Raw genomic sequence first — 23,267 nt, forward strand, 5'->3', positions numbered from 1 at the left:
GCATAAAAAAGCCCGTTTCCGTAATGAGGACGCGGGCTTTTTTGCAAAAGTCGTAAGGGGTTAGTTCATGGCGTGTTCCCACACTTCGTTCGGCGCTACCCAGCGGATGTGGGGATTGATCCGTTGCAGATCGGCCACAAACGCATCGGGGCGTTCCGGCGAAACGACCAGCATGTCGTAGCGGTTGTACCGGATTTCGAGGCGATCAAGCGAGTTGGCCGGCGCGGCCAGCAGGGTTTGCGTACGCCGGATTTCGCGGATGCGGCTGATCGGCAGGGTGGAGGTCGTCAGCGGGCCCACTTTGACCACCAGCATTTCGCCGACAATCTGGTAGCGTGTGCCGTACCACACCACGGCGGTCAGCGCACACGTAGCAATCATGATCAGCGCCATCACCCACTTGCCGTCCCACAGGCTGAAGCCCAACATGCCGAGCAGCGGAACCCAGAGCACGATGCTCACAATTTCGCCCTTCTGAGAGGTGTATACTTTTTTCATAGGAGAGAGGCCTGCGTTTCAAAAGATAGTTTTGTTTTTTCTCAATTCCTAGAAAAAAACTTGCAGTTTATGGTGCAAACCATTGCACTAAGACAAGTACGTGGCTGTTTCTCATCAGGTTACTACTCGGCTTGCTTACATCCGTTGCGCCCGGGGTTGCAGGTCGGTCAGCGCACCGATCTTCACCTTCTCGCCCGTCACGACACTCTCGCGGGCCGCTACGCCCAGCAGACACGCCATGGCACCGTCGCGCGTTCCGGCCGACTGTCGGTACGGATCTTCCATCGCCGGATTTTTAAAGATCTTGTCTTTTAGCCGCGTGTCGCCACCGCCGTGCCCGCCGCCGCCGTGCGAAATTTTGATCAGCTCCGTCTCTCCGAAGTTGCGCGTCAGGCGCAATTCGTCGTAGTCTTCGGCCTCCCAGGGCTGGCGCTCCTTTATCCACGCTTCGAGGCGTCCCTTGGTGCCGTTGAAGGCGATGCGGTAGCCTTCGTAAGGCGAGTACGTGGTGAGCGAGTAGCTTACCTGCACGCCGTTGGCGTATTGAATGGTGGCCGCCATTTTATCGTAAATATTGACGTCCTTGCGGAACACGCAGCCGTCGCGGTGGTAGCCGTCGTACTGTTCGTGGTCCACATACAGGTTCATGTACTGCTTGTTATCGGTGATGTCCCAGTAAAAATTGCACTTGTCTTTGTGTGGGCAGGGCCGGCAGTGGGTATGACGAAACGGGTTGTTGATGCCATAGTGCTCCAATTTGCCCAGCGCGAATACCTCTTCCGGATCGGACTCCAGCCACCAGTTGAGCAGGTCGAAATGGTGTGTGGCTTTATGAACGAACAACGTGCCGCCCATCTCACGCAGGCGGTGCCACCGGCGGAAATAATCGGCGCCGTGGGAAACGTCTAGGTACCAGTGGAAGTCGGTAGAGGTGATTTCGCCAATGGCACCGTCGCGCAGCAGCTCGTAGAGTTTCTGCCGGTGTGGGGAGTAGCGGTAGTTGAACGTGACGGTCACCTTCTTGCCGGTGCGGCGCTCCGCATCCAGAATCGCCTGGCACTTGCGTGCGTCGGTGGTCATCGGCTTTTCGGTGATGATGTTGGCCCCCAACTCCATGCCGCGCACGATAAACTCGTGGTGGGTGGCGTCTACGGTGGTCACAATCAGCGTTTCCGGCTGCGTCTGCCGCATCATTTCCTCAAAATTGGTGAAGGTAGGACACTTCACGCCCATGTACTTCTTGGCATACGCCACCCGCCCGGGGTTGACGTCGCACAAACCGACAAATTCTACCAGATCGCCGTACGCCTCTACCACGCTTTTTCCCCACATGCCCGTACCGCGACTGCCCGTGCCGACCATGGCCAGTTTGCGTTTGGCAGTTGGGGCCGGGACCGCCTGCGCCAAGAGCGGACTCGCAAGTAAACTTCCGGCTACGGCCGTGCTGGTGGTCGTCAGGAATTGACGCCTCGTAGAAAATGTGTTCATGGTGTCGATCAGGTTTGAAACGTAGTTGCACCTACAAAGAGACAGGAGCGGTGGGAGTTTACTCACCGGAGGGGCAAATATTCGGGGCGGTGGCAGGGGGGCCTCCTGTAGATGGGAACGAAGGCGACAGGAGCAACAGGCTGTGCATCAGGGTTATGAGAAAAATCTTACTTCATCCTTCTTGAAAAATACTTTGGCGGACGTCGAGCCAACACGCTTTTTGCTTATGTTGCCACCTGATTTTTACTTTCTGTCGAACCAGCTTTTTTGTTGATCGTGCGATTCCCCTCTTTCTGCCGTCGGCTTCTCTGGATGTTGGTGGCCTTTTTGGGATGTGAACTGGGATGGAGCCAGTCGGCCCTGCGCCACCTCTACTTCAACAGTACAGAAAACATCGTCGCGCTTGATTTTGAGACCCAACCGCCCACGGTACAGTACACAGGCGTGGGGTCGGGCGGTTCGGTGGGTGAAGGCCTCGCGCACCTGGAAGATAGCACCGGAACGGTGGTGCTCTGGGTAAACGCCGGTGGTGTCTACGACCGCAACGGCGACCTGATGCCAGGCTCCGTCGGCATTTTTGCCGACCCTTCCGCCACCGAAATTGCCATTTGCCCTGTGCCCGGCGATCTGTCTCGCTATTTTCTGATTTACAATCAACTTCGTTCCGACAACCAGGAACACAGTCCTCTTTTCTATTCGATCGTGGACCTAGCGCAACGCAACGGGGCCGGAGATGTCACAGAGCTCAACCAGTCACTTGATGCACGTTCGCACGGCGAAGGCCTGGAGGTAGTTCCCATCCCGTGCAGTGACGACTATTGGGTGCTAGCCTATCGACGGTACGAAGGATTTGTACGTTTTCGCGTAACGGCGACAGGGCTGGGAACTGCGGAGCTGATCGCCCCTTTCGATGCAGCGCAGTCCGGTGGGCGTGGCGAACTTGACTATTATCAGGGGCGGTTAGGGTATGCCGTGGCCTACCGACAACGCATTTGGGTGGGGGACTTCGAGCCGGAAACCGGTGACGTGCGCCGCGCCCGTTCGGTCAGTTTTTTGAGCTACGTGAGTCCTACCAAGTTTCAGGATACAGGCATGTATGGACTGGAATTTTCGCCCGATGGCACCAAGGTCTACTGCACCGATTTTAACAACCGCGACTTGTTTGGTAATGTAGTGAATCCAAACCTGTTCTGTTACGACCTAGTGACCGACGAAATCCGTTCCTGGACCGTGCCGCTTGTGACCCAGGGGTGTACGGGCACGCCACAAGGACTGGGGCAAATCGAACTGGCCAGCGACGGCCGTTTGTACGTGACACAGGTGGGTGGGTGTGCCATCACCGTAATTCACCAGCCTGATTCGGTAGCACCGACGTTCACGATCATTCCCGTTGGTATGCCGTTGTCGCTCGGCATTTCAGACCAGATTCAAGCCCCGGTGTTGCGTCCGTTTCGGGTGGTCGCTGACCAGCAGCTTTGCGCGGGCGACGCAACGACGTTGTGGGCAACCGGTGGCCTCGCCTACCAGTGGACGCCAGCGGCAGGATTGAGTGACCCGACCAGCGCCCGGCCGGTGGCTCGCCCCTTGGAAACCACGGTGTATACTGTGCGGGTCGATCGCGGAAACGGCTGTGCCGATTCGGCCCGGGTGCGCATCGCGGTGAGCCCGTTGCCGACCCTGGCTATGGATGATCTGGTCGTGTGTACCGGCGACTCCGTGGCTCTTCCGGTCGAGTGGCAAGCGCACGTCACGTACCAACTGACCCATGCGGATTCTGTCTGGTCGCTCCCGTCATCGCAGTTCCTTGCCGCACCGGGTGTCTACACGCTGACGGCTACGAACGAAGCCGGTTGTGCGGTCGCCGATACGTTTGAGGTACGGCAGCATCTTGGCTCATCTGCCGGGCTGCCGTCTGAACGTATGTTTTGTGGTCCGCCCCCGTACGTGCTGGGGGGAAGTAAGGAGCCCAACGTCACATATCGCTGGTCGACAGGGGCTACCACCCCCACTATCGAAGCCGACAGTTCCGGGCTTTACTGGCTTGAAGCTACCAACGGCCTGTGTACGGTACGCGATACGGTATACGTGACCATTGCAGTGCCACCGCGGTCCTACAACGTAATCACCCCGAATGGCGACGGGCGAAACGAGTTCCTCGATTTCGGTCGGCTGGCGCCGTCAAGCGGTTTGTTCATTTACAACCGCTGGGGGAAACAGGTCTACGTCTCCAACAATTACCAGAACGACTGGCAGGCACGCAACACGGCTGGCGAACCCTTGCCGGGCGGTGTTTATTACTACTTTTTGCATCTCAATTCTGATTGCGGCGACAGCTTCAAAGGCTGGGTGGAGGTGGTGCGATGAGGAAGACTAAATCGTTTCAACGCAATGCAGCAATTCGTTACGTGTCTCTGTCGGCTACGGAAGAGGCGCTTAATCAGGCAAAACCGGAGAATGGGCAGAATTTGAAGGAAACCAGATACAAGAGAGCCACGACATTCATAAGGCTGGACCGGCAGAAGTCGCTCCGACCAGAATAGCTTGTTAGCTCTTAAAAATTGCGGGTGTAGACCCGCTGCACGCCCAAGAGTAAGCGCAGTTAGTTCGATAAATTCAATCAGACAAAATGCTTCAGAAAACTACACTTTTCCTGTTTCTATTAATGGCTGTTAGCGCCTTTGGGCAAGCACCAGGCTATGAAATGCAGACAATTTTAGGGTCGTATTTTAAAAATCCAAGTGATTTGGCCGTGGGCGCTGATGGTGAATTTTATGTTCTAGAGAATCCCTATATAGCTAAAATCAGTGCAGATGGAAAACATCAAGGGTGGATTGAGCCGAGTGGGGGATCGGAAGATCGAATATTCGTAGATGAGAAGCAAAACTTGTTTTTGATAGCAGAAGCAGGAATCTATGAGCAACTATACAAGTTTGACAGTGCAGGTAATTTCGTGATGGAAATAACCTTTCCTGAACCGGAGCACACGTATCACATTGATGCACTTCGCGCGGATGGGGAACAACATTTGTATGTGCTGATTCATAAAGAAGTGGGTAGATCATACTTATCAAAAGTATTACAGTTTGATGCCGAAGGAAATTACTTGAATGAGATAGTGTTGGATATAATAGAGGAGGGTTATAGTTACAATGATTTGGCCTTTGATGCTATCGGGAATATTTATGCGCTGGAATCAGGGCACTACAGGATTAATAAATTCTCTTCATCAGGTAGGTTTTTGAGCCATATCATGGCTACAGGGACAAGCCACTTCTATAAAAGTCTAGAAGTAGACGGAAATGGTGTGGTAAACGCTGGGTACTCAGACGGGATCGATCAGTTTGATGCGGACGGGCAATTTTTGAGAGCAATTTTAGCGGGTCGGGAAGTGATAGCCCTGGCGATTGATCAAAAAAATAAAAAGATACTTCATGTACTGATAGATGATCCTTACCAGGCTATTATGTCGATTGAAAATGGAGAAATTACAACAGTTATCGAACAACAGAAGTGGCCTCAAAAAGAATATCAAGGGATCGCGTTTGACCGGTACAACAACTGCTACCTGTTTGAATCCGATCACCAACAAATTGTCAAATATACTCCTGCTGGGACACTCATAGGACAGTTACCCTTAAAAATGAATAAGGATGGGCGTTTCCTAGACCCTGTCATGATGCTACTGGACCGATTTGGTGATTTTTATCTGCTGGAAGAAAAACGTCTGTTGAAATTCTCAGGCGCTGGAAACCTGCTCTATGAGATTTCTGATTTTGGCCCCACTGACACACATTATGCTTTCAAAGGCATAGCACTGACACCTACAGGGCAACTGTACATTGCTGATAACGCTGGGAATTGTGTTCGTAAGCTTGATGCGACTGGCAAGTACCTGGACAGCTTCAAGACTACGGGGCAGGGTGCCGAACTCTTAAATGGACCGCAAGGTGTTACTCTAGACGAGGCCGGTAATGTATATGTAGCACAGCAAGATGGGCGCAACGTGCAAAAGTTCTCTTCTGACGGCCAGTTTCTGCAACATTTTGGAAAACCGAGTTCTTTTTATCGTGGTGATGAACCGGAAGGAATCATTATCGATGCCTACGGTAATGTGTGGACCACTACGGCGAACGATTGGCAGTTGCGTGTGTGGAACAGTCAAGGTGATCTTCTGTCAGAAACATCCATATGGTCAAATCACTTGATCGCGATTAGTCCTAATAAGGGGATAATGGGAGTTACTTGTAATTGGCTAACCCATGTTGTTTATCAGTACACGAATCGGGAATACCTGCCTACTGCGTTCAGCACAATCACCGGAAGAGTATACGGAGATAACAACGAAAACTGTAAATGGGATACGAGTGATACAAAATTTAACCAAAGCATTATTACCGTGCAGCCGGGGTCCTATTATGGTTACCCTGATCAGGAAGGGCGCTACGCAATTCAGGTTGATACTGGTACATATTATGTCAATCAACTACTTCCTGACCTGAAACGATGGCAATGGGTAGAACAAACCTGCCCGACTAACCCGTCTTATCACCGGGTGCAGGTTTCCACACAAGATACCACGGTAACGGATATTGATTTTGGTAACTATTTGGTTCAAGTGCCCTATCTCACCGTTGCGGTCTCTTCTGATCGACGTCGTCGGTGTTTCAGGAGCACCACCACGGTGCGCTATACCAACGATGGGGCCGCTCCCGCTTCGCCTGTGGAAGTGAAAGTAAAATATCCGGAGTATGTGGTGCCTATTTCCAGTACCATGCCCTGGAGTCGGGTAGAAGACGACAACGTCTATGTCTTTGTGTTGGGAACATTGGCACCGCATCGGTTCGGGACGATTCAAATTACCGACTCGGTGGTCTGCGGCATCGACTCCATTCGTGGCCTGACCCAGTGCACCGAAGCCCAAATTTTTCCACGTAATCTGCGGGACGTCGACCCGAACTGGGACCAGTCGGAAGTGAAGCTGACCGCCACCTGCCTGGACAACGGCTTTGTGCGCTTTGTGGTTCGGAACCAGGGCTTGGCCATGCAGGACAGTAGCGCCTACCGGCTCTACCTGGATGCGCAACTGGTCTATCAAGCCAAGCTGAAGTTGGTAGCTGACGACAGCCTGGTGTTTCGTGTGCCGGTCAACGGCCAGACCGTACGGCTGGAAGCCGATCAGCGTCCGGGGCATCCGTACCAGCAGCAGACTCACCTCACACTGGAGGGCTGTGGGACCAATGTTGAGGGAGCCATCAGCTACGGCTACGTGGCGCAACTGCCGCCGGACGACGAGCCAGAGGAAATAAGTGTTTCGTGCTTACCCATCATCGATTCGTTTGATCCCAACGACAAGTTAGCGTTGCCGACGGGGCGCTTTGCACAGCATTACCTACGGCCCGACGTCGCGCTCCAGTACACAATTCGCTTCCAGAATACGGGTACCGATACGGCCTACCGCGTTGTGATCGTCGATACGCTCGATGCCGGACTGGACTTATCAACGCTGCAGCAGGGTGCATCATCACATCCGTATCAGTTCTCGCTTTCCGGCAAAGGGCGGGCAGTGCTGACCTGGACATTTACCGATATCGACCTACCGGACTCTACGCGGAACGAACCCGCCAGCCACGGGTACGTGAGTTTCTCCATTCGGCCCTACGACACGCTGCCGGAGTTAACGCGGGTGGAAAACGAAGCTGACATTTACTTTGACTTCAACGCGCCGGTGCATACCAACCTAGTGTTCCATACGCTGACCGACAGTGTATTCGCCGATTTTACAAAAATGCCTCCTATTGAATTTGAAGCGGTGACCACGACCTCTGCCGCTCTGGATCGCCACGTGCAGCTCTATCCCAATCCCAGTGCCGGGTACTTCCAACTGAAGTGGGCAGAAGCTCCGCACGGAAGTCTGACCCTGGAAGTGGTAGACCTGATGGGGCGGACCGTGTGGCGTAAGTCCGTCCGCAACCAACAGGAAGTGCTAGAAGAAGCGATTGATCTCCGTCTGCAACCGGCCGGCCTTTACAGCCTGCGCGTACAAACCCCCGCCGGGCAGCTGCTGCGTAAGATCGTGATCCAGTAGCGCCACCGCTTCGGCAAAAAGCGGGTGACAATTCCGCGAATCTTGGATCTTTGTGTCGTCGGCTCGGTTGAGTCGGCGGCACCAACCCCCTTCATTCGTATGCATTACTCGCTTCCTTTGGCCCTGGCGTTGGGCCTTCTGCTCGTCGCCTGCCAATCGGCTCCTTCCGACACCAGTACTTCGGCTGAGGCCATGGCCGATGCGACGCCGGGTGCGGCGTACCAACTGGTCTGGAGCGACGAGTTCGATGGCGAGCACCTCGACACTACCAAGTGGAACTACAACGTGGGAGGGCACGGCTGGGGCAACAACGAATTGCAGTTTTATACCGACGCGCGTCCCGAAAACGCGCGTCTGGCAGGCGGAACACTGCGGATTACGGCAATCCACGAACCCTGGGAAGGTAAGGAATTTACCTCGGCGCGCCTGACCACGAAAGGCAAAGCCGACTGGACCTACGGACGTTTCGAAATACGCGCCAAGCTGCCTTCGGGCGTGGGAACGTGGCCGGCCATCTGGCTGCTCTACACCGATAAAGAATATGGCAACCAAGGGTGGCCCGACAACGGTGAAATCGACATCATGGAAGAGGTGGGGTACGATCCGGACGTGATCCACTCCACGATACACGACAAAGCGTTTAACCACAGCATCGGCACGCAGGTGGGGGATACGCTCCGCATTCCTACGGCGCGCTCGGCGTTTCATGTGTACCGCACCGACTGGACGCCCGACTCCATCATCTCCTATATCGACGACCAACGTTATTTTGCGTTCGGCAACACCGGCGAGGGGTGGGAGGAGTGGCCATTCGACCACGACCACCACTTGCTACTCAACGTGGCGGTGGGCGGCAACTGGGGCGGCCAGCAGGGCGTGGACACCACGGCCTTTCCTACCGCCATGGAAGTCGATTACGTGCGGGTATACCAACAGAAATAATTACCCGAAGAATAGATAGGCGATGAAAATGCCCGAGATGATGGCGGCAAAGTCGGCAATCAGGCCGCAGGTAACGGCGTAGCGGGTGTTTCGGATGTTGACCGAACCAAAGTAGACGGCCAGGATGTAGAACGTGGTGTCCGTCGCCCCCTGAATGGTGGAAACCAGCCGCCCGGCAAACGAATCGGCTCCTTCGGCTTGCATCAGATCGACCATCAGTCCGCGCGCGCCACTTCCGCTGAGGGGCTTCATCAGGGCGGTGGGCAGGGCCGCCACAAAACGTGTATCGACGCCCAGGCTTCCGAAGAACGCGGCCAGCCCGTTCTGGATGTAGTCGAGCGCGCCGCAGGCTCGGAACACCCCGATGGCCACGAGTACCGCCACCAAGTACGGAATGATTTTAACGGCCACCTGAAATCCCTCTTTGGCCCCTTCGATAAATGTGTCGTAGACGTTGATGCCCTTGCGCCACGCCAATCCGATGAACGCGGCGATGATAGTGAACAGAATCAGGTTACCCACAATGGTAGAAACCCGGTTGATGGCCCCCGAATCCAGCGTGGCGAAATACCAGATGATGCCCGCGATGAAGAGCGAAAGGCCGCCCAGGTAAGCCAGCACCACCGGATGGAATAAGTTGATGCGTTGGTAGAGCGAGACGGCGATCAGCCCCGCCATAGTGGAGAAAAACGTGGTGAGCAGAATGGGAATGAAAATGTCGGCCGGGTTGGCGGCTCCGAGTTCGGCCCGGTACGTCATGATCGAAATCGGGATCAAGGTCAGGCCGGACGTGTTCAGTACCAGAAACATGATCTGCGCGTTCGAAGCGGTTTCGGGCGTGGGGTTGAGTTCCTGCAACTCTTCCATGGCCTTGAGGCCGAGCGGCGTGGCAGCATTGTCAAGGCCCAGCATGTTGGCCGAGAAGTTCATCAGAATGGAGCCGAACACCGGATGGCCCGCGGGCACTTCCGGAAAGAGCCGGTGGAAGAGGGGCCCGATCAGTTTTGCTAAAATGCGAATCATGCCGCCTGCTTCGCCGATCTTCATCAGGCCTAGCCAGAGCGTCAGCACACCCGTCAGGCCCAGGGATATCTCAAAGCCGGTTTTGGCCATATCGAACGTGGCGGACACCATGTTGGGGAAAACTTCGGCGTCCCCCAGAAAGATCAGTCGAATCAAACCGACGACAAAGGCAATGAGAAAAAAGGCAATCCAGATGTAGTTGAGCACCATAGGCGTAATTTTGCTAATTCCTTTTTAGCAAAAAGGATAAATTTGGCAGGAAACTTTCCCCGGCGAATCGTCGTCACGGCGGTCCGTCGCAACGGCGCAATATAACTGAATATGAGTCTACTGCGGGCTAACCTCCGTTTTCTTCGTAAGCAACACAAACTCACGCAGCAGAAGCTGGCGGACCGAATCGGCATCAAGCGGTCGTTGCTGGGCGCTTACGAAGAAGGGCGCGCCGAACCGCGCGAGGAGTACGTGGCGCGGATGGCCGAGGTGTTCGGAGTGGACTTCGTGCAACTGATGACCCGCGACCTGACGGGTGGGAATCCGCCGCCGTTGCCGGGCAGTGTGCCGACGCGTCACCACGACGATGCCCATCGGTCGCACCACGCCGCGCCCGTCCGAAACATGCCCGCCCCTCCGAAGCCATCGCCGACGACTTATACCGCCGTTAAACCTGCTCCGCCAAAACCTGAGCCGGCAGCACCGACGCCCCGGTCCGATAACGGCGTGGCCGTTGCCTCTCCCAAACCCGCCGCTTCCGGCACCAATCGCTACGCCGAAGGGCGCGAAATCCGCATGCTGTCGGTTACGGTCGATGCCCAACAACGGCAGCAGATCGAGCTGGTGCCGCAGGCGCAACTTCGGGCGTACGAAACGCAATACGCCGATCCGGCTTTTCTGGAAGGATTGCCCAAAATGCAACTCCCGTCGCTTGAAGGAGGCGACGTGTACCGGGCGTTTGAGTTGGATGCGGTGGTGGTGGTGGGGCGCTACGTGCGCAACTGGTATTCGCTACAGGCCAAGCCGTACGTGCTGCTGACGCGGGGCGGGCGCGTACACCAGGCGGTGCTCGACAATCAGATTGCCGAAACGGGCTGTGTGCAGGTGGGAAACGAGGCGACGCCGGTCGAGTCGATCCTGGAAATCTGGGAGCCGGTGCGCTGGATCAGCGACCGCCCTCCGGTGTCGGCCGAGGCGGGGCAGCCGCTTTCGGTGGCCGAACTCACGCAACTGGTGCGGCAACTGCAGGCCGACGTGGAGCGACTCAAGCGCCGCTAGTCGAAACTGAACAGCGAGTGCTGCGTGCCGCCTTCGCGTTTGGTTCGGGTGGCCGTTTCGGCTTCGGCTTTCAGCGCTTTTTGCCCCGCCAGGCGGTTTTCCAGCTTTCGAAATTCAGCCTGATACGCCTCCCATTCGGTGAGCGGAATTTGTACGGCGATGCGCTCGCCGTCGGCGTTGGTTACATACTGCAGGTGTAGGTCCATGGGGGTATAAACTAAGTCGTCCTTCGAAAGTAGGGAAGTTTTCGGGCGTGTGCCAAGTTCCGGGCGCAAAAAAGCCATGCTTTTGCGATCTGGCGAAGTTTTTGCTCTGGGCAAGTCAACCTCTACTCCCTTCGCCATGCGCCCCATCTTCTACGTGTTACTCGTCTTTATGGCGTGCGGCTTTGGGAGCTGCACCCGTCACCAGGTCATCCGGCTGGCCAGCGATCATCCCCAAACCCTGCAGCGTGCATTTGTCGTGGAAACCGACACCCTGCTACTGACCTACAATTTTTCCGGCGAAGGTGGCCCCGTCGCCATTTCCATTTACAACAAGCTGAACCACCCTCTGTTTATCGACTGGCGGCAGTCGTCGCTGATTGTCGGTGGGCAGGTGTTTCCGTACGTCGAAGGGCCTTCGGAAGGGTATGTGTACGAGGCCTTGGGCGGACCTTTCGGTGCGTTGCCCCTGCGATCGTCGCAGGACGTAGCCCTGGTGCCCCCGCACAGTTATCTGCAAAGTCCGCTGTTCTGGCTGGCCCCAACGCCCTACCAGGGCCTGCCGGGCGACGTATGGCAGGAACGGCGCGGCGGGCGGCTTTTCAAACGTCAGGGGTACAGTGCTGCGACTTCGCCGGTGTACATCCGCAGTTACCTGGCTTTTGGGACCGATCGGCCCCTGACGCATCCTTTTTACCAGCAAACTACTTTTTGGCTGGAGGAAGTGTTGCAAACGACCAGCGCCCGCTACGTTCGTCTGGTCAGAAATGAGCAGTGGGGCGATACGTTTACCGTGCAACAGCAGAACGATTCGAGGGTACTTGCTGCTTCGTCGTTGACCTTGCTCAGTTCAGTGATGATGTCGCTCCTCTTGGTAGCGGCATGGGGCGGGTAAGGCGGTCTTCTGTAAGCCTATCTTCTCACTTTTTCCCGAGCGATGTAGGCAACCACTTGTTTACGCAATAGCCCTTCTGGCTACCCCGCCCGGCTATGAGCCGATCACCGCGATTCTGTTTACGACCAGCTTGGTGCTCGGATTCCGCTTTCGCGCTACTGGGGCCGTAGCCGCTCTTTGACGTCATCTCAAATTTTCAATCCTTTTACTTCTATGCGCCTTTCCATCTACGTTTTCGCTTTGCTGAGTTGCCTGGCGTTTAGCCGGTGCACGGCCTACCAATTCGCGACGCTATCCAGTGCGGAGGCTTCGGGTTCTACGGAAGAGTATATCGTCGAGACGGATACGCTTCTGATCCGCTACAGCTTTCAGGGCGAGGGGGCACCCGTGCTGGTCCATATTGAAAACAAATTGAATCAGCCTTTGTACATAGACTGGTCCCGGTCGGCGTTGGTGGTCGGAAACGAAACGTTTCCGTACTGGCGCGACGCGTACGACATCAACACCGTGTCGCAGCATTACTACATTTCTACGACTACGACGGGCGTGGCCGAACGGCCCGATCGCATCAGTTTTATTGCCCCGCGTGCGTTTGTGGAGAGTACGCGGCTCGCTCTGGCACCGGGCTCCAGCCTGAGCGCCTTGCGCACTACAGAGGCCCGCCGTGTGATTCGACGAAGCCCGTACGGTTCGTACCGGGTCAGTTTGTACGCGTTTACGGAGGATAATTCGCCGCTGGCCTTCCGCAGTTACCTGACGCTGTCTACCCAGATGGACGGCTCGGCGTCTTTCGCGGTCGATACGCACTTCTGGGTGTCGCAGGTCTTGCAAACCCTGGAGCCGATGTATCGCCAGCTCTACAGGTCGCTGGAACAAAAACCGTTTACGTTTTACAGTGTGACGGTGCTGTAGCGATCCGGGTGGTTCCCATTCAGGAAGCGCCCGGTTTCTCCAGTAGTTCGTTCAGCCACTGTTCCAGCGCCTGAAGCACCTCCTGATCGGGACCGGGGTTGAGCACGCCGCTGCCGAAGCGGTACCAGACGCCTTCGCCCGGATCGAGGTAATGCCCCGGTCGGTTCGGCGTCGCTTCAAACGATTTGTCCATCTCGTAGTCGGGAGCGTAGACGCTGCGCAGCAGCGGTTTCAGGCGCGGCCAGGCCAGCGGAAATGTGCGTTCTTCCGGCGGCGTTTCGACGCGGACCTGCACACGCCGCTCGCGGAACGAAGGCTGAACGGTGACCAGTTGCACCCGCTGCTCAGGGTCCACTTTCGCGAAGCGCACGACCAGCGCGCGTTCTTTACCCGACACTTCGTAGATGGCCTGCACCAGTTCCTGGCAAAAGTAGGCCCAGGTTTCGCGCTTGCGGGGCGTGCCTTCCGCAACTTGTCCCTGCGCATCGGTCAGGGTCAGGTGGATTTCCCCGTCGCTTTCTTTCATGTCGGTGCTACCGCCCTTGCGCAGCAGGTCGCGCAGGGCCTTGGTCCAGGCGCTGGAGAGTACGCCTTCCCACACGAAATCGTCGTCGGGTGTAAATCCTTCGTCATAAATTTCTTCTTCGGTCAGGTCTTCGCGATCCAGGTAGGTCAATTCATAACGAACGGCCAGCCCGTCGGGTCGTGGGACGGCCTCCAGGGTGTACACGTGGCTATACGGCGGCGGGATGTACTCGGCGGTTTGGAAACGAACCGCCATACGTTGCAATGCATCCATTGCGCAAATGTAATAGGTTGTTACGAAGGGAAGCGGCTGTTTTTCAGGAGCGTGCTAATTTCTGCAACGTCCCCGTACGGTCGATTTTCCCGGTGGGGGTCTCTTCGAACGACGGCACGTAGAGCAGGCGCTTGGGGGCGTGGTACCGGGGCAGGCGCTCGCGCAGCGCTTCCAGGAGCCATTCTTCGCGGGTGGGCGGGAAGGGCATGCCCTCCACAAACAGCACGACACACTGGCCCAGGTACTTGTCCGGCTGGCTGCCTACAAAATAGCGTTCGGCGATTTTATTCTCTTTCCAGAGCTTGTCCACGGCTTGCTCCACCGCCTCGGGCTGCACTTTTACGCCTCCGCTGTTGATGACATGGTCGGCGCGCCCCAACCACCGGAACCGACCGTCGGCGTGCAGTTCCACCAGATCGTTGGTGGTGATCCACTGCGCGTTGGTGACCGCTCCCCGGATGCACAGACACCCCCGGTCGTCCAGGCGAAGATCAATGCCCGGTAATGACGTGAATACGGCCGACCGCTCAGGTCCGTTCAGGCGGCGCAGGGCGACGTGCGAAACGGTTTCGGTCATGCCGTACGTGTGGTAGACGGGGCAGGGCAGGGCTTGCACCTGCTCCTCGAGCGTGGCCGAGAGCGGCGCACCGCCCAGCAGAATGGCCTTGGCATGGGCAAAAGCCGCCAGGGCCTGGGGCGTTTCCCGCAAAATCGTTTCCAGTTGCATGGGCACCATCGCCGTAAAGTCGAACGACGTACCGGCGGCTACCAACGCAAGCGGGTTGCGGTGGGGCGGATAAAGGTGCAGCTCCAGTCCCAGCACCAGTCCTCGCACCAGCATCATGGTGCCGGCAATGTAGCGGGTCGGCAGGCAGACCAGCGCTTTGTCGCCCGTCGTGAGTCCCAGCGCTTCTCCGGTCAACCGGGCGCTGGCTTCCATCTGGGCGCGGGTGAGGCATTGAGGTTTGGGAGTGCCGGTAGAGCCGGACGTCAGCAGCCAGAATTCAGGCTGGCCTTGTTGCCACATTTTACAGAACTGAGCGGCGTGTTGTTCCTGATCGGCGAGGCGGGGTGGCAGGGCCGCTAACGATACTTTTTGCTTTTGAAACCAGACAACATTCATGCGATGTAAACGAGAGCTTAAACATACGGAGAAATAAAAAGAAAAAATATGTACAATCTTTGATGTAATTTTTGTGTAATAAATTGCAAATCTGTAGGTCGGCGAGAACAGAGGGGCGGGGCAGAGAATGCAACAATACTGGCTGAATGAGGGACAAATCTTACCATAGTACAAAGAGTATATAGTGTTTGGGTTTAAATCGATAGAGAAACGACTCGTAAGATTTTTGTTGGTTTAAGTAGTATATTTTATCGTTTTTGTACCATATTTGGGGTAAGGTTCAAATAAGTATTGTCTAGAAATAGTTTCAGTTGGTAAACTATAAAGCACTCTCTGTGTAAGTTTTCAATCACTCTGTCTATGAACTGCATTACGACTTCTTCTAGTACGCTATTACCCGTTTCGTTGCTGTCGTCCGTTTGCTGGGAACGCAAAGTGTTCCGGTAAACATCCCTTCTGTCTTTTCTGTCTGGTGGGGTGGCCCGTGTGCTTCGGGAAATCCGCCGTGGTAAGTAGTCTGCGAGAGGCTTCTTCTTACTAAACTGACGTGTTCTTGCACAAACGCCGATTTCTGTCGCTGGGGCCGAAATCGGAGCAGGAAAGGTATGCCTCGTTTTCGGGGAGGGAAGCGATGCACGGCAGGGAAGGCTATGTCCATTGCTTTCTGTTCAATTCCATAATTCTACTACTTCAACTCCTCTGTATGATTCACAAAGAACCCATTGCCGTGGTGGGAATCGGCTGCCGGTTTCCCGGAGATGTTCATGGTGCCAGCCAATACTGGGCCGCGTTACAACGTAGCTTCGACGCCATTACCGACGTGCCCGAAGAGCGCTGGAACCTTGAAGCGTTCTACGACCCCAATCCGAACGTAGCGGGCAAAACCAAGTCGCGGAAGGGCGGTTTTGTGAAAAACGTAGACCACTTCGACGCCGATTTCTTCGGACTTTTTCCGAAAGAAGCGGAGCGCATCGACCCGCAGCAACGGCTGCTGCTGGAAGTAACCTACGAAGCCCTGGAAGACGCCGGCATCCGGCTCGAAGATTTTTCCGGCTCCAAAACGGCGGTGTTCATGGGCGTATTCATGAATGACTACTGGGACATTCAGATCGCCCATCTGCAGCGCGATAACATTACACCCCACGTGCCGATGGGCGTGTCGCTCACCTCCATTGCAAACCGACTTTCGTACGTCTACAACCTGAAAGGCCCGAGCGTAACACTAGATACGGCGTGTTCGTCGTCGCTGGTCGGGGTACACCAGGCCTGCCGGAGCATCTGGTCGGGCGAGAGCACCCAGGCCCTGGCGGGGGGCGTCAACCTGATGCTGCGTCCGGAGTCGACGATCATGATGTCGAAAGGCAATTTCCTTTCGCCCGATGGGTATTGTAAGTCGTTCGACAGCCGGGCCAACGGATACGTGCGCAGCGAAGGCGCGGGGGTGGTCCTTCTCAAACCGCTTTCGCAGGCGCAGGCCGACGGCGACCAGATCTACGCGCTGATTCGCGGCTCGGCGGTCAACCAGGATGGCCATACGCCCGAAGGGTTCACCGTACCGAGTCTGGAAGCGCAGGCCGACATGTTGCGCACGGCTTATCAGGATGCGCAGGTCGATCCGAAAGAGGTCGCGTACGTCGAAGCGCACGGCACCGGCACGCCCGTCGGTGACCCGAAAGAGACCAATGCCTTCGGGCAGGTGCTGAGCGAAAAGCGCACGGCCGACGAGAAGCTGACCATCGGGTCGGTGAAAAGCAACATGGGCCACCTGGAAGCCGCCGCCGGAATCGCCGGGATGATCAAGCTGACCATGGTGCTGAAAAACCGCCAGGTGCCCGCCAACCTCCACTTTCTGAAGCCCAACCCGAACATTCCGTTCGACGACTACAAACTGCGTGTACCTACTCAACTGGAAGACCTGCCGAAAGAAGGCACGTTGTTCGGCGGGGTAAACTCGTTCGGCGCCGGGGGCACCAACGCCCACGTGGTGATGCAGACCTACGACGCACCGACCGCGCAGGAGCTACCAGCCACCGACGAAGGTCACGACGTCCACCTGTTTACCCTGACGGCCCGCAGCCGGGAGGCACTCCGCGCCACCGCCGAAAAGTACGTGCCCTTTCTGGAAGAGACGCCCGCTGCGCTGAGCGATATCTGTTTCTCGGCCGGTACGCGGCGTTCGGCGCATCCGCATCGGCTGAGCATCGCGATCCGCACCAAAGCCGAACTGAAAGCGTCGATTGAAGCTTTCCTGCGCGACGAGACCCGGCCCGGCATGCACTACGCGGAAGTGACCCGCGAAACGGCGCCCAAAGTGGGCTTTGTCTTCTCGGGGCAAGGACCCCAGTGGTACGCCATGGGGCAGCAATTGCTACAGGCGTCGCCCGTTTTCCGGGAGACCATTCTGGAGATCGAGCAACATTTCGCGAAGGTGGCCGACTGGTCGCTGCTGGAAGAGATGAACCGCGACGAGGCCACTTCACGCGTTAGCGACACCCGCATTGCACAGCCTGCTATCATGGCGATTCAGATTGCCCTGACCGAACTGTGGAAGTCATGGGGCGTGGAGCCCGCCGGTTGTGTCGGGCACTCGATTGGCGAAGTGGCGGCGGCCTACGCGGCTGGTGCGCTGACGCTGGCGCAGGCCGTGGAGGTGATTTACCACCGCAGCCGGGGACAGAACAAAGCGACCGGAGCCGGTAAAATGCTTGCCGTGGGCCTGACGCTGGCGGAAGCGAGAAAGGCAATTGTCGGGTACGAAGCCGTTGTTTCCATTGCGGCCATCAACAGCCCCGAGATGGTGACCCTGTCGGGCGATGCCGAACCGCTGGAAGCCATTGCCGCGGCGCTGGACAAGAAAGACGTGTTCCACCGTTTTCTGCGGGTGAACGTGCCGTTCCACAGCCATCACATGAATCAGCTCAAAGACGAACTGATCGACTCGCTGGTGCACCTGCAACCGGCGGCCGCCACGTTGCCGCTCTATTCGACGGTAACCGGGCGGCGCGAGGACGGCCTGCACCTGACGAGCCACTACTGGTTCCAGAACGTGCGCGAACCCGTGTACTTTACCGATGCCGTGCAGGCCATGATCGATGAGGGATTCGATACGTTCGTAGAAATTGCCCCGCATCCGGTGCTGTCGCAGGGCGTGCAGGATCTGCTGAAAGCCAACCAGAAGGAAGGCCTGACCGTCACGTCGCTGCGTCGCAAAGATGACGAAGCCGTGGTGATGATGGGCTCGCTGGGACGGCTGTTCACCGACGGTCTGGCTTTGCAGTGGCAGAAGCTGGCGACACCCGGTGCGCGCTACGTGAAACTGCCGACCTACGCCTGGCAGAAACAGCGCTACTGGTTCGAAACTGAAGCGCACCGTCGCGAGCGGCAGGGGACAACCCTCCATCCGTTTCTGGTTGCCAAACATCAGTCGGCGACCGATGCCTATCGGCTGCTGTGGGACGTGCGGCTGGATCAGCGCGTATTCCCTTATCTGGAAGATCATAAAGTCGACGGGGCCATCATCTTCCCCGGCACCGGCCACCTGGAAGTCGCCAACGCCATGGCGCACGCGTCGTTCCCCGGCACGGACTTCTTCCTGGAAGATGTCCATTTCGAATCGGCCGTGTTTCTGCCCGACGAAGGCGAGTCGCCCGAAGTCCGCATGGAAGTAACGTCCGACGAAGGAACCTACGTGTTGTGCAGCCGCCCGCGCTACAGCGAAGACGCCGCCTGGACACACCACTCGCGAGGCAAAGTGAACAGCTTCGGCGATCGGTTCGTGAAACAGACGGTTTCGCTCGATGCGGTGCGCGAGCGTGTGACCGACCCACTGTCGGTCTCCGATTTCTACGTGACGTTGAAAGAAGGCGGCCTTCAGTACGGCGAGTCGTTCCGTTGCGTGCAGAAAATGTGGCGGCACGGGAACGAACTGCTGAGCACCATCAGCCTGTCGGAAAAGGACCTGTACGGCGTGGAGAAATACCACGTCCATCCGGCTCTGCTGGATGCGTCGCTGCACACCATTCTGTACTTCGCGCAGGAGCAGAGCGACACGGGCAAAGGCGGCATCTACCTGCCGGTGCACATCGAGCGTTTCAAAGTGCATCAGCATCCGGGGCATCGCCTGTGGTGTTACGTGAACCTGACCGAAGGCAACGCTACGTACATGCACGGCGACTACTGCCTCTTCAACGAAGAAGGCGAACTGGTCGCAGAAATTCAGGGGCTAACCTGTAAGTACATCGAAGGGTCGCGTGGTGAGCAGCGCGACGAACTCTACCAGGGCATGTACACGTACCAGTGGCAACTGCTGGAAGAGTCCGAACTGCTGGCCACGGCAAAACAGGCGCTGGGCACAGAGCCGACCAACCCGGCCGAATGCACGCTGCTGCTGGCCGACAAAGGGCAAGTGGCGATGCAACTGCTGCGCCGTTTCAATGCCGCGCACCGTTCGGTGGCGTTGGTGATGCAAAGCAACCAGTACCAGCAGTTGTTCGGGCAGCACTTTGAAGTCGATCCGCTGCAACAGGAAGATCTGGAAAAAGTGATCCGGATGGTGCAAGCGCAGGGCCAGCCCATTACCCGGGTCGTGTACCTGTGGGGACTGGACGAAGCGGCCGCGCATGAGTTGGATACAGACGCCATGGCCGCGCGTCAGGAACAGATGGCGCTGTCGGCCATCCAGGCGGTGAAGGCGGTGGTCAGCCAGGACATCGAACCGGCCTTTACGTTCGTGACCCGGGGAGTAGAACAACTCACCGAAAAAGATACGCAGGTCAACTTCGCCCAGGGAACCCTTTACGGCATCACCCGCGTGATGACCAACGAATATCCGTTCATCCCGCTGCGCCTGATCGACCTGTCGGCCGAGTGGAACGAGGCCGAGCTGGAATCGCTGTACGATACCATCGTCGAGCCGAAATCGCTCCAGAAAGTTCGCCACACCGAACTGGCGCTTCGCGGTACGCAACGGTACGCGCGCCGTCTGGAAGCGGTGCATCAGGAAAGCGCCGAACAGGCCGCCACGCAACGCGCCGAAGCCATCGGGACCCGGTACCGGGCCGAAGTACGCGACTACGGCACGTTCGATCGTCTGGCCTTCCGGCAGGCGGCCCGTCCCGAACTGGCCCCCAACGAAGTGGAGATCGAAGTGCGGGCGGCGGGGCTCAACTTCAAGGACGTGATGAACGCAATGGGCCTGCTGTCGCCGGAAGCCGTTGCGGGAGGCATTGCCGAAGCCAACCTAGGGCTGGAGTGCAGCGGGGTGGTGACCGCCGTTGGCTGTGGCGTATCCGACCTCCGGGTGGGCGATCCGGTCATGGCGTGGGCCTCGAACAGCTTTGCGGGCTACACCGTCGCCAAGCGTCAGTGCGTCGTGCAGAAGCCCGAAAATCTGTCGTTTGAAGAAGCCGCGACGCTAACGGTCGTGTACCTGACGGCCTATTACTCGCTGCACCACCTGGCGCACCTGGAAGAAGGCGAGCGCGTCCTGATTCACTCCGCTTCGGGGGGCGTCGGGCTGGCCGCTATCCAGATTGCCCGGTGGCGCGGGGCCGAAGTAATCGCCACGGCGGGGAACGAGGAGAAGCGAAATTACCTGCGGGCCTTGGGCGTTGCACACGTATTCGATTCGCGCGATCTCCGTTTCGCCGATCAGATCCTGGAGGTAACCAACGGCGAAGGGGTAGACGTGGTCCTCAACTCGCTGACCGGCAAAGCCATCGCGCAGAGCATCCGGTGCCTGGCGCCGTTCGGCCGCTTTGTGGAAATCGGCAAAGTCGACATCTACGGCGATACCAAACTGGGGCTGAAGCGCTTCGGAGAGAACCTGTCGTACCACGCGGTGGATCTGGACCGCCTGATGGCGCAGAAACCCAGGCTGGCGCAGCGGATGTACCGCGAACTGGCCGATTTGCTGGCGAGCGAACAGATCGAAGCCCTGCCGTTCCGGACGTATCCGGTGTCGGCGTTGTCGGAGGCGTTGCGGTTCCTCAGCAAAGGCACGCACATCGGGAAAGTGGCGGTGACGATGGCAACGCAGCAGGTCGATGTGCTGCCGGCCGAAACCCTTTCGCTCCCGAAAGACGCGACCTATCTGATCACCGGAGGGGCGAGCGGCCTGGGCCTGGAAATGGCGAAGTGGCTGGCCTCCAAAGGTGCGCAGTACCTCGTGCTGGCGAGCCGGAGCGGCTGTAAATCAGACTATGACCGGCAGACCATCGCCGACCTGGAAGCGGCCGGGGTCTGCGTGCGGTTGCCGAAAGTAGACATCACCGACGAAGCGGCCGTGCGCACCATGCTTGCCGAAGTACGTGCGCTGATGCCGCCGCTGAAGGGGATCATTCACAGTGCAGCCGTGCTGGACGACGCCACGCTGCCCAACATGGACGAACGGCGGTTCCACCGGGTATTCCATCCGAAAGCCATGGGTGCCTGGACGTTGCACCGTGCGACGCTCCACGATACGCTCGACTTCTTCCTGACGATCTCGTCGGTGTCGGCCATCTTCGGATTGCCGGGGCAGTCGAACTACTCGGCCGCGAACAACTTCCTCGACAAGCTGTGTGCCTACCGTCAGGCGCAGGGGCTGGCCGCGGCGTCGGTCAACCTGGGCGTACTCGACACCTATGCCGGCATGTCGAAAGAAGGAGAGCACGTGTTGAAGGTACTGGGTAGCCAGGGCTGGCAGCCCATGCCGCTCCAGCGGGTGTTGAACCAGATCGAGAACATCGTGCTACAACAGCCTTCGCATCGGATGGCCGCGCTGCTCGACTGGAAACGGTTCCGCGAATTCTTCCCGCATCAGGTAAACGACGCCCGCTTTGCCCATCTGCTGAGTCAGGAAAGCCTGCGCAGCCGTGGGGGGAACGGGCAGGTTACGCTGGTCGATCAGTTGCTGGCCGCGTCGGGCGAAGCACAGACCGAGATGCTGCAGAACAAGCTGGCCGAGTCGCTGGCGAAAATTCTGGGCACGTCGGTCGATAAGATTCAGACCGATATATCAATTTCCAAGATCGGCCTGGATTCGCTGATGCTCAATCAGTTTCGGAACTGGATTCAACAAAAACTGGAACTTAATTTCCCGCTGATGAAGATCGCCAAAGGCCCGAGCCTGCTGGAATTGGCAAACCAGTTGTTGCAGGAACTGACGCACGAAGAGGCCGGGGAAGAAGCGAGTGTTGCGGTGGCGACCGACGTGTCGGGCATCGCCGGGGAAGAGGAGCTGGAAGTGGTCGACACGTGGTTCATCCGCAACCGGACAAACACGCAAGACATCCAGACGCGTGTGTTCTGCATACACCCGGTAGGGGCAGGGGCGTCCATCTTCAGCCATTTCCTCTACCACCCACCGGCCCACACCGACGTGATGGCCATTCAGTTGCCGGGACGGGAGAATCGCCGGAACGAAACGCCTTACGAGGACATGCCACGGCTGATCGCAGACCTGGCGCAGGCCATTCAGCCATACCTCGACAAGCCGTTCGTGGTGATGGGCCACAGCTTCGGCGGGGTGGTCGGCTTCGAGCTGGTGCGCCATTTGCGCCGGCAAGGCGGTCCGCAGCCCATGCGTCTGTTGCTGACCGGTACCATTCCGCCGCACCTGACGCCACTCTGGCGCGAGAAAGAGTCGATCCGGGAAACGGCCGTCTTTACCAACTCGGAGGAGAAAATCCTTTCGCTGCTCAACTACATCGACGACGTCGACTTCCTGAAGCAGATCCTGCCGGTGATGAAAAAGGACATGCCGTTGATTATGAGTTACTATTACCACGAAGAGGCACCGTTCCCCTTCCCCGTAACGGTCTTCGCGGCCGATCAGGACGAAGTCGTGGAAATGGAGGAGATTCAGCACTGGCGCGACCAGACCACGGGCGATTTTACACTGGAAGTAGTAGAAGGCGATCACTGGTTCCTGAGCCGGAACCAAGAGCGTATTCTGGCCTGCCTCAGCGAGTTGATTCATGCTGAGCGTGCGCAGAATATCGCCTAGCGACGCCTGGAATAGACAGATGATAGCGGGCGGGGACACTCCG

The 23,267-nt window shown here is 57.5% G+C and carries 13 protein-coding genes; 7 read left to right on the forward strand and 6 right to left on the reverse strand.

Features of this window, described 5'->3' with window-relative positions:
- Nucleotides 1-60: 60 nt before the first annotated feature.
- Both BLR44_RS23805 and BLR44_RS23810 read right to left on the reverse strand, forming a co-directional pair.
- Nucleotides 61-498: a PH domain-containing protein gene (locus tag BLR44_RS23805; RefSeq protein ID WP_089686896.1), complete on the reverse strand. Its 438-nt coding sequence runs from the start codon at nucleotides 496-498 to the stop codon at nucleotides 61-63.
- A gap of 135 nt (nucleotides 499-633) precedes the next feature.
- Complete coding sequence (locus BLR44_RS23810; RefSeq protein WP_089686898.1) at nucleotides 634-1,986, reverse strand: Gfo/Idh/MocA family protein; 1,353 nt, start codon at nucleotides 1,984-1,986, stop codon at nucleotides 634-636.
- A 276-nt stretch (nucleotides 1,987-2,262) separates the two neighbouring features.
- Here BLR44_RS23810 and BLR44_RS23815 point away from each other — a divergent pair, with 276 nt between their 5' ends.
- From BLR44_RS23815 to BLR44_RS23830, 3 genes are all read left to right on the forward strand, one after another.
- Nucleotides 2,263-4,350: a gliding motility-associated C-terminal domain-containing protein gene (locus BLR44_RS23815; RefSeq protein WP_143017437.1), complete on the forward strand. Its 2,088-nt coding sequence runs from the start codon at nucleotides 2,263-2,265 to the stop codon at nucleotides 4,348-4,350.
- A 262-nt stretch (nucleotides 4,351-4,612) separates the two neighbouring features.
- The gene (locus BLR44_RS23825) at nucleotides 4,613-8,071 is read left to right on the forward strand and encodes a DUF7619 domain-containing protein (RefSeq protein WP_089686905.1); all 3,459 of its coding nucleotides are present in this window, start codon (nucleotides 4,613-4,615) and stop codon (nucleotides 8,069-8,071) included.
- A gap of 99 nt (nucleotides 8,072-8,170) precedes the next feature.
- Nucleotides 8,171-9,013 (forward strand): glycoside hydrolase family 16 protein, encoded by an 843-nt coding sequence (locus tag BLR44_RS23830; protein WP_089686906.1) that lies wholly within the window; start codon nucleotides 8,171-8,173, stop codon nucleotides 9,011-9,013.
- On the opposite strand, the gene BLR44_RS23835 is transcribed toward BLR44_RS23830, so the two are convergent.
- On the reverse strand, nucleotides 9,014-10,246 hold the full coding sequence (locus BLR44_RS23835) for a nucleoside recognition domain-containing protein (RefSeq protein ID WP_089686908.1): 1,233 nt from the start codon (nucleotides 10,244-10,246) through the stop codon (nucleotides 9,014-9,016).
- A 111-nt stretch (nucleotides 10,247-10,357) separates the two neighbouring features.
- Between BLR44_RS23835 and BLR44_RS29295 the strand changes: the two genes are divergently transcribed.
- Nucleotides 10,358-11,305 carry a helix-turn-helix domain-containing protein gene (locus tag BLR44_RS29295; RefSeq protein WP_089686911.1) on the forward strand — a complete coding sequence of 316 codons (948 nt, stop codon included), beginning with the start codon at nucleotides 10,358-10,360 and terminating at the stop codon, nucleotides 11,303-11,305.
- On the opposite strand, the gene BLR44_RS23845 is transcribed toward BLR44_RS29295, so the two are convergent.
- Complete coding sequence (locus BLR44_RS23845) at nucleotides 11,302-11,511, reverse strand: hypothetical protein (RefSeq protein ID WP_143017438.1); 210 nt, start codon at nucleotides 11,509-11,511, stop codon at nucleotides 11,302-11,304. The genes BLR44_RS29295 and BLR44_RS23845 overlap by 4 nt on opposite strands.
- Before the next feature lie 136 nt (nucleotides 11,512-11,647).
- Between BLR44_RS23845 and BLR44_RS23850 the strand changes: the two genes are divergently transcribed.
- Both BLR44_RS23850 and BLR44_RS23855 read left to right on the forward strand, forming a co-directional pair.
- Nucleotides 11,648-12,403, forward strand: coding sequence for a hypothetical protein (locus BLR44_RS23850; protein WP_089686915.1), 756 nt, complete (start codon nucleotides 11,648-11,650; stop codon nucleotides 12,401-12,403).
- Between the two features lie 213 nt (nucleotides 12,404-12,616).
- A complete protein-coding gene (locus BLR44_RS23855) occupies nucleotides 12,617-13,315 on the forward strand; it encodes a hypothetical protein (RefSeq protein ID WP_089686917.1) in 699 nt (232 codons plus the stop codon).
- A gap of 19 nt (nucleotides 13,316-13,334) precedes the next feature.
- Here BLR44_RS23855 and BLR44_RS23860 read toward each other — a convergent pair whose 3' ends face one another.
- Both BLR44_RS23860 and BLR44_RS23865 read right to left on the reverse strand, forming a co-directional pair.
- Nucleotides 13,335-14,096, reverse strand: a complete 762-nt coding sequence (locus BLR44_RS23860; RefSeq protein ID WP_089686919.1) for a hypothetical protein — start codon at nucleotides 14,094-14,096, stop codon at nucleotides 13,335-13,337.
- 61 nt (nucleotides 14,097-14,157) lie between these two features.
- Nucleotides 14,158-15,237, reverse strand: coding sequence for an AMP-binding protein (locus BLR44_RS23865; protein WP_176956185.1), 1,080 nt, complete (start codon nucleotides 15,235-15,237; stop codon nucleotides 14,158-14,160).
- Between the two features lie 703 nt (nucleotides 15,238-15,940).
- On the opposite strand from BLR44_RS23865, the gene BLR44_RS23870 reads away from it, so the two are divergent.
- A complete protein-coding gene (locus BLR44_RS23870; RefSeq protein WP_176956186.1) occupies nucleotides 15,941-23,224 on the forward strand; it encodes a type I polyketide synthase in 7,284 nt (2,427 codons plus the stop codon).
- Nucleotides 23,225-23,267: the final 43 nt, after the last annotated feature.

The organism is Catalinimonas alkaloidigena (assembly GCF_900100765.1).
In the GTDB taxonomy this organism is placed as follows: Bacteria; Bacteroidota; Bacteroidia; order Cytophagales; family Flexibacteraceae; genus Mooreia; species Mooreia alkaloidigena.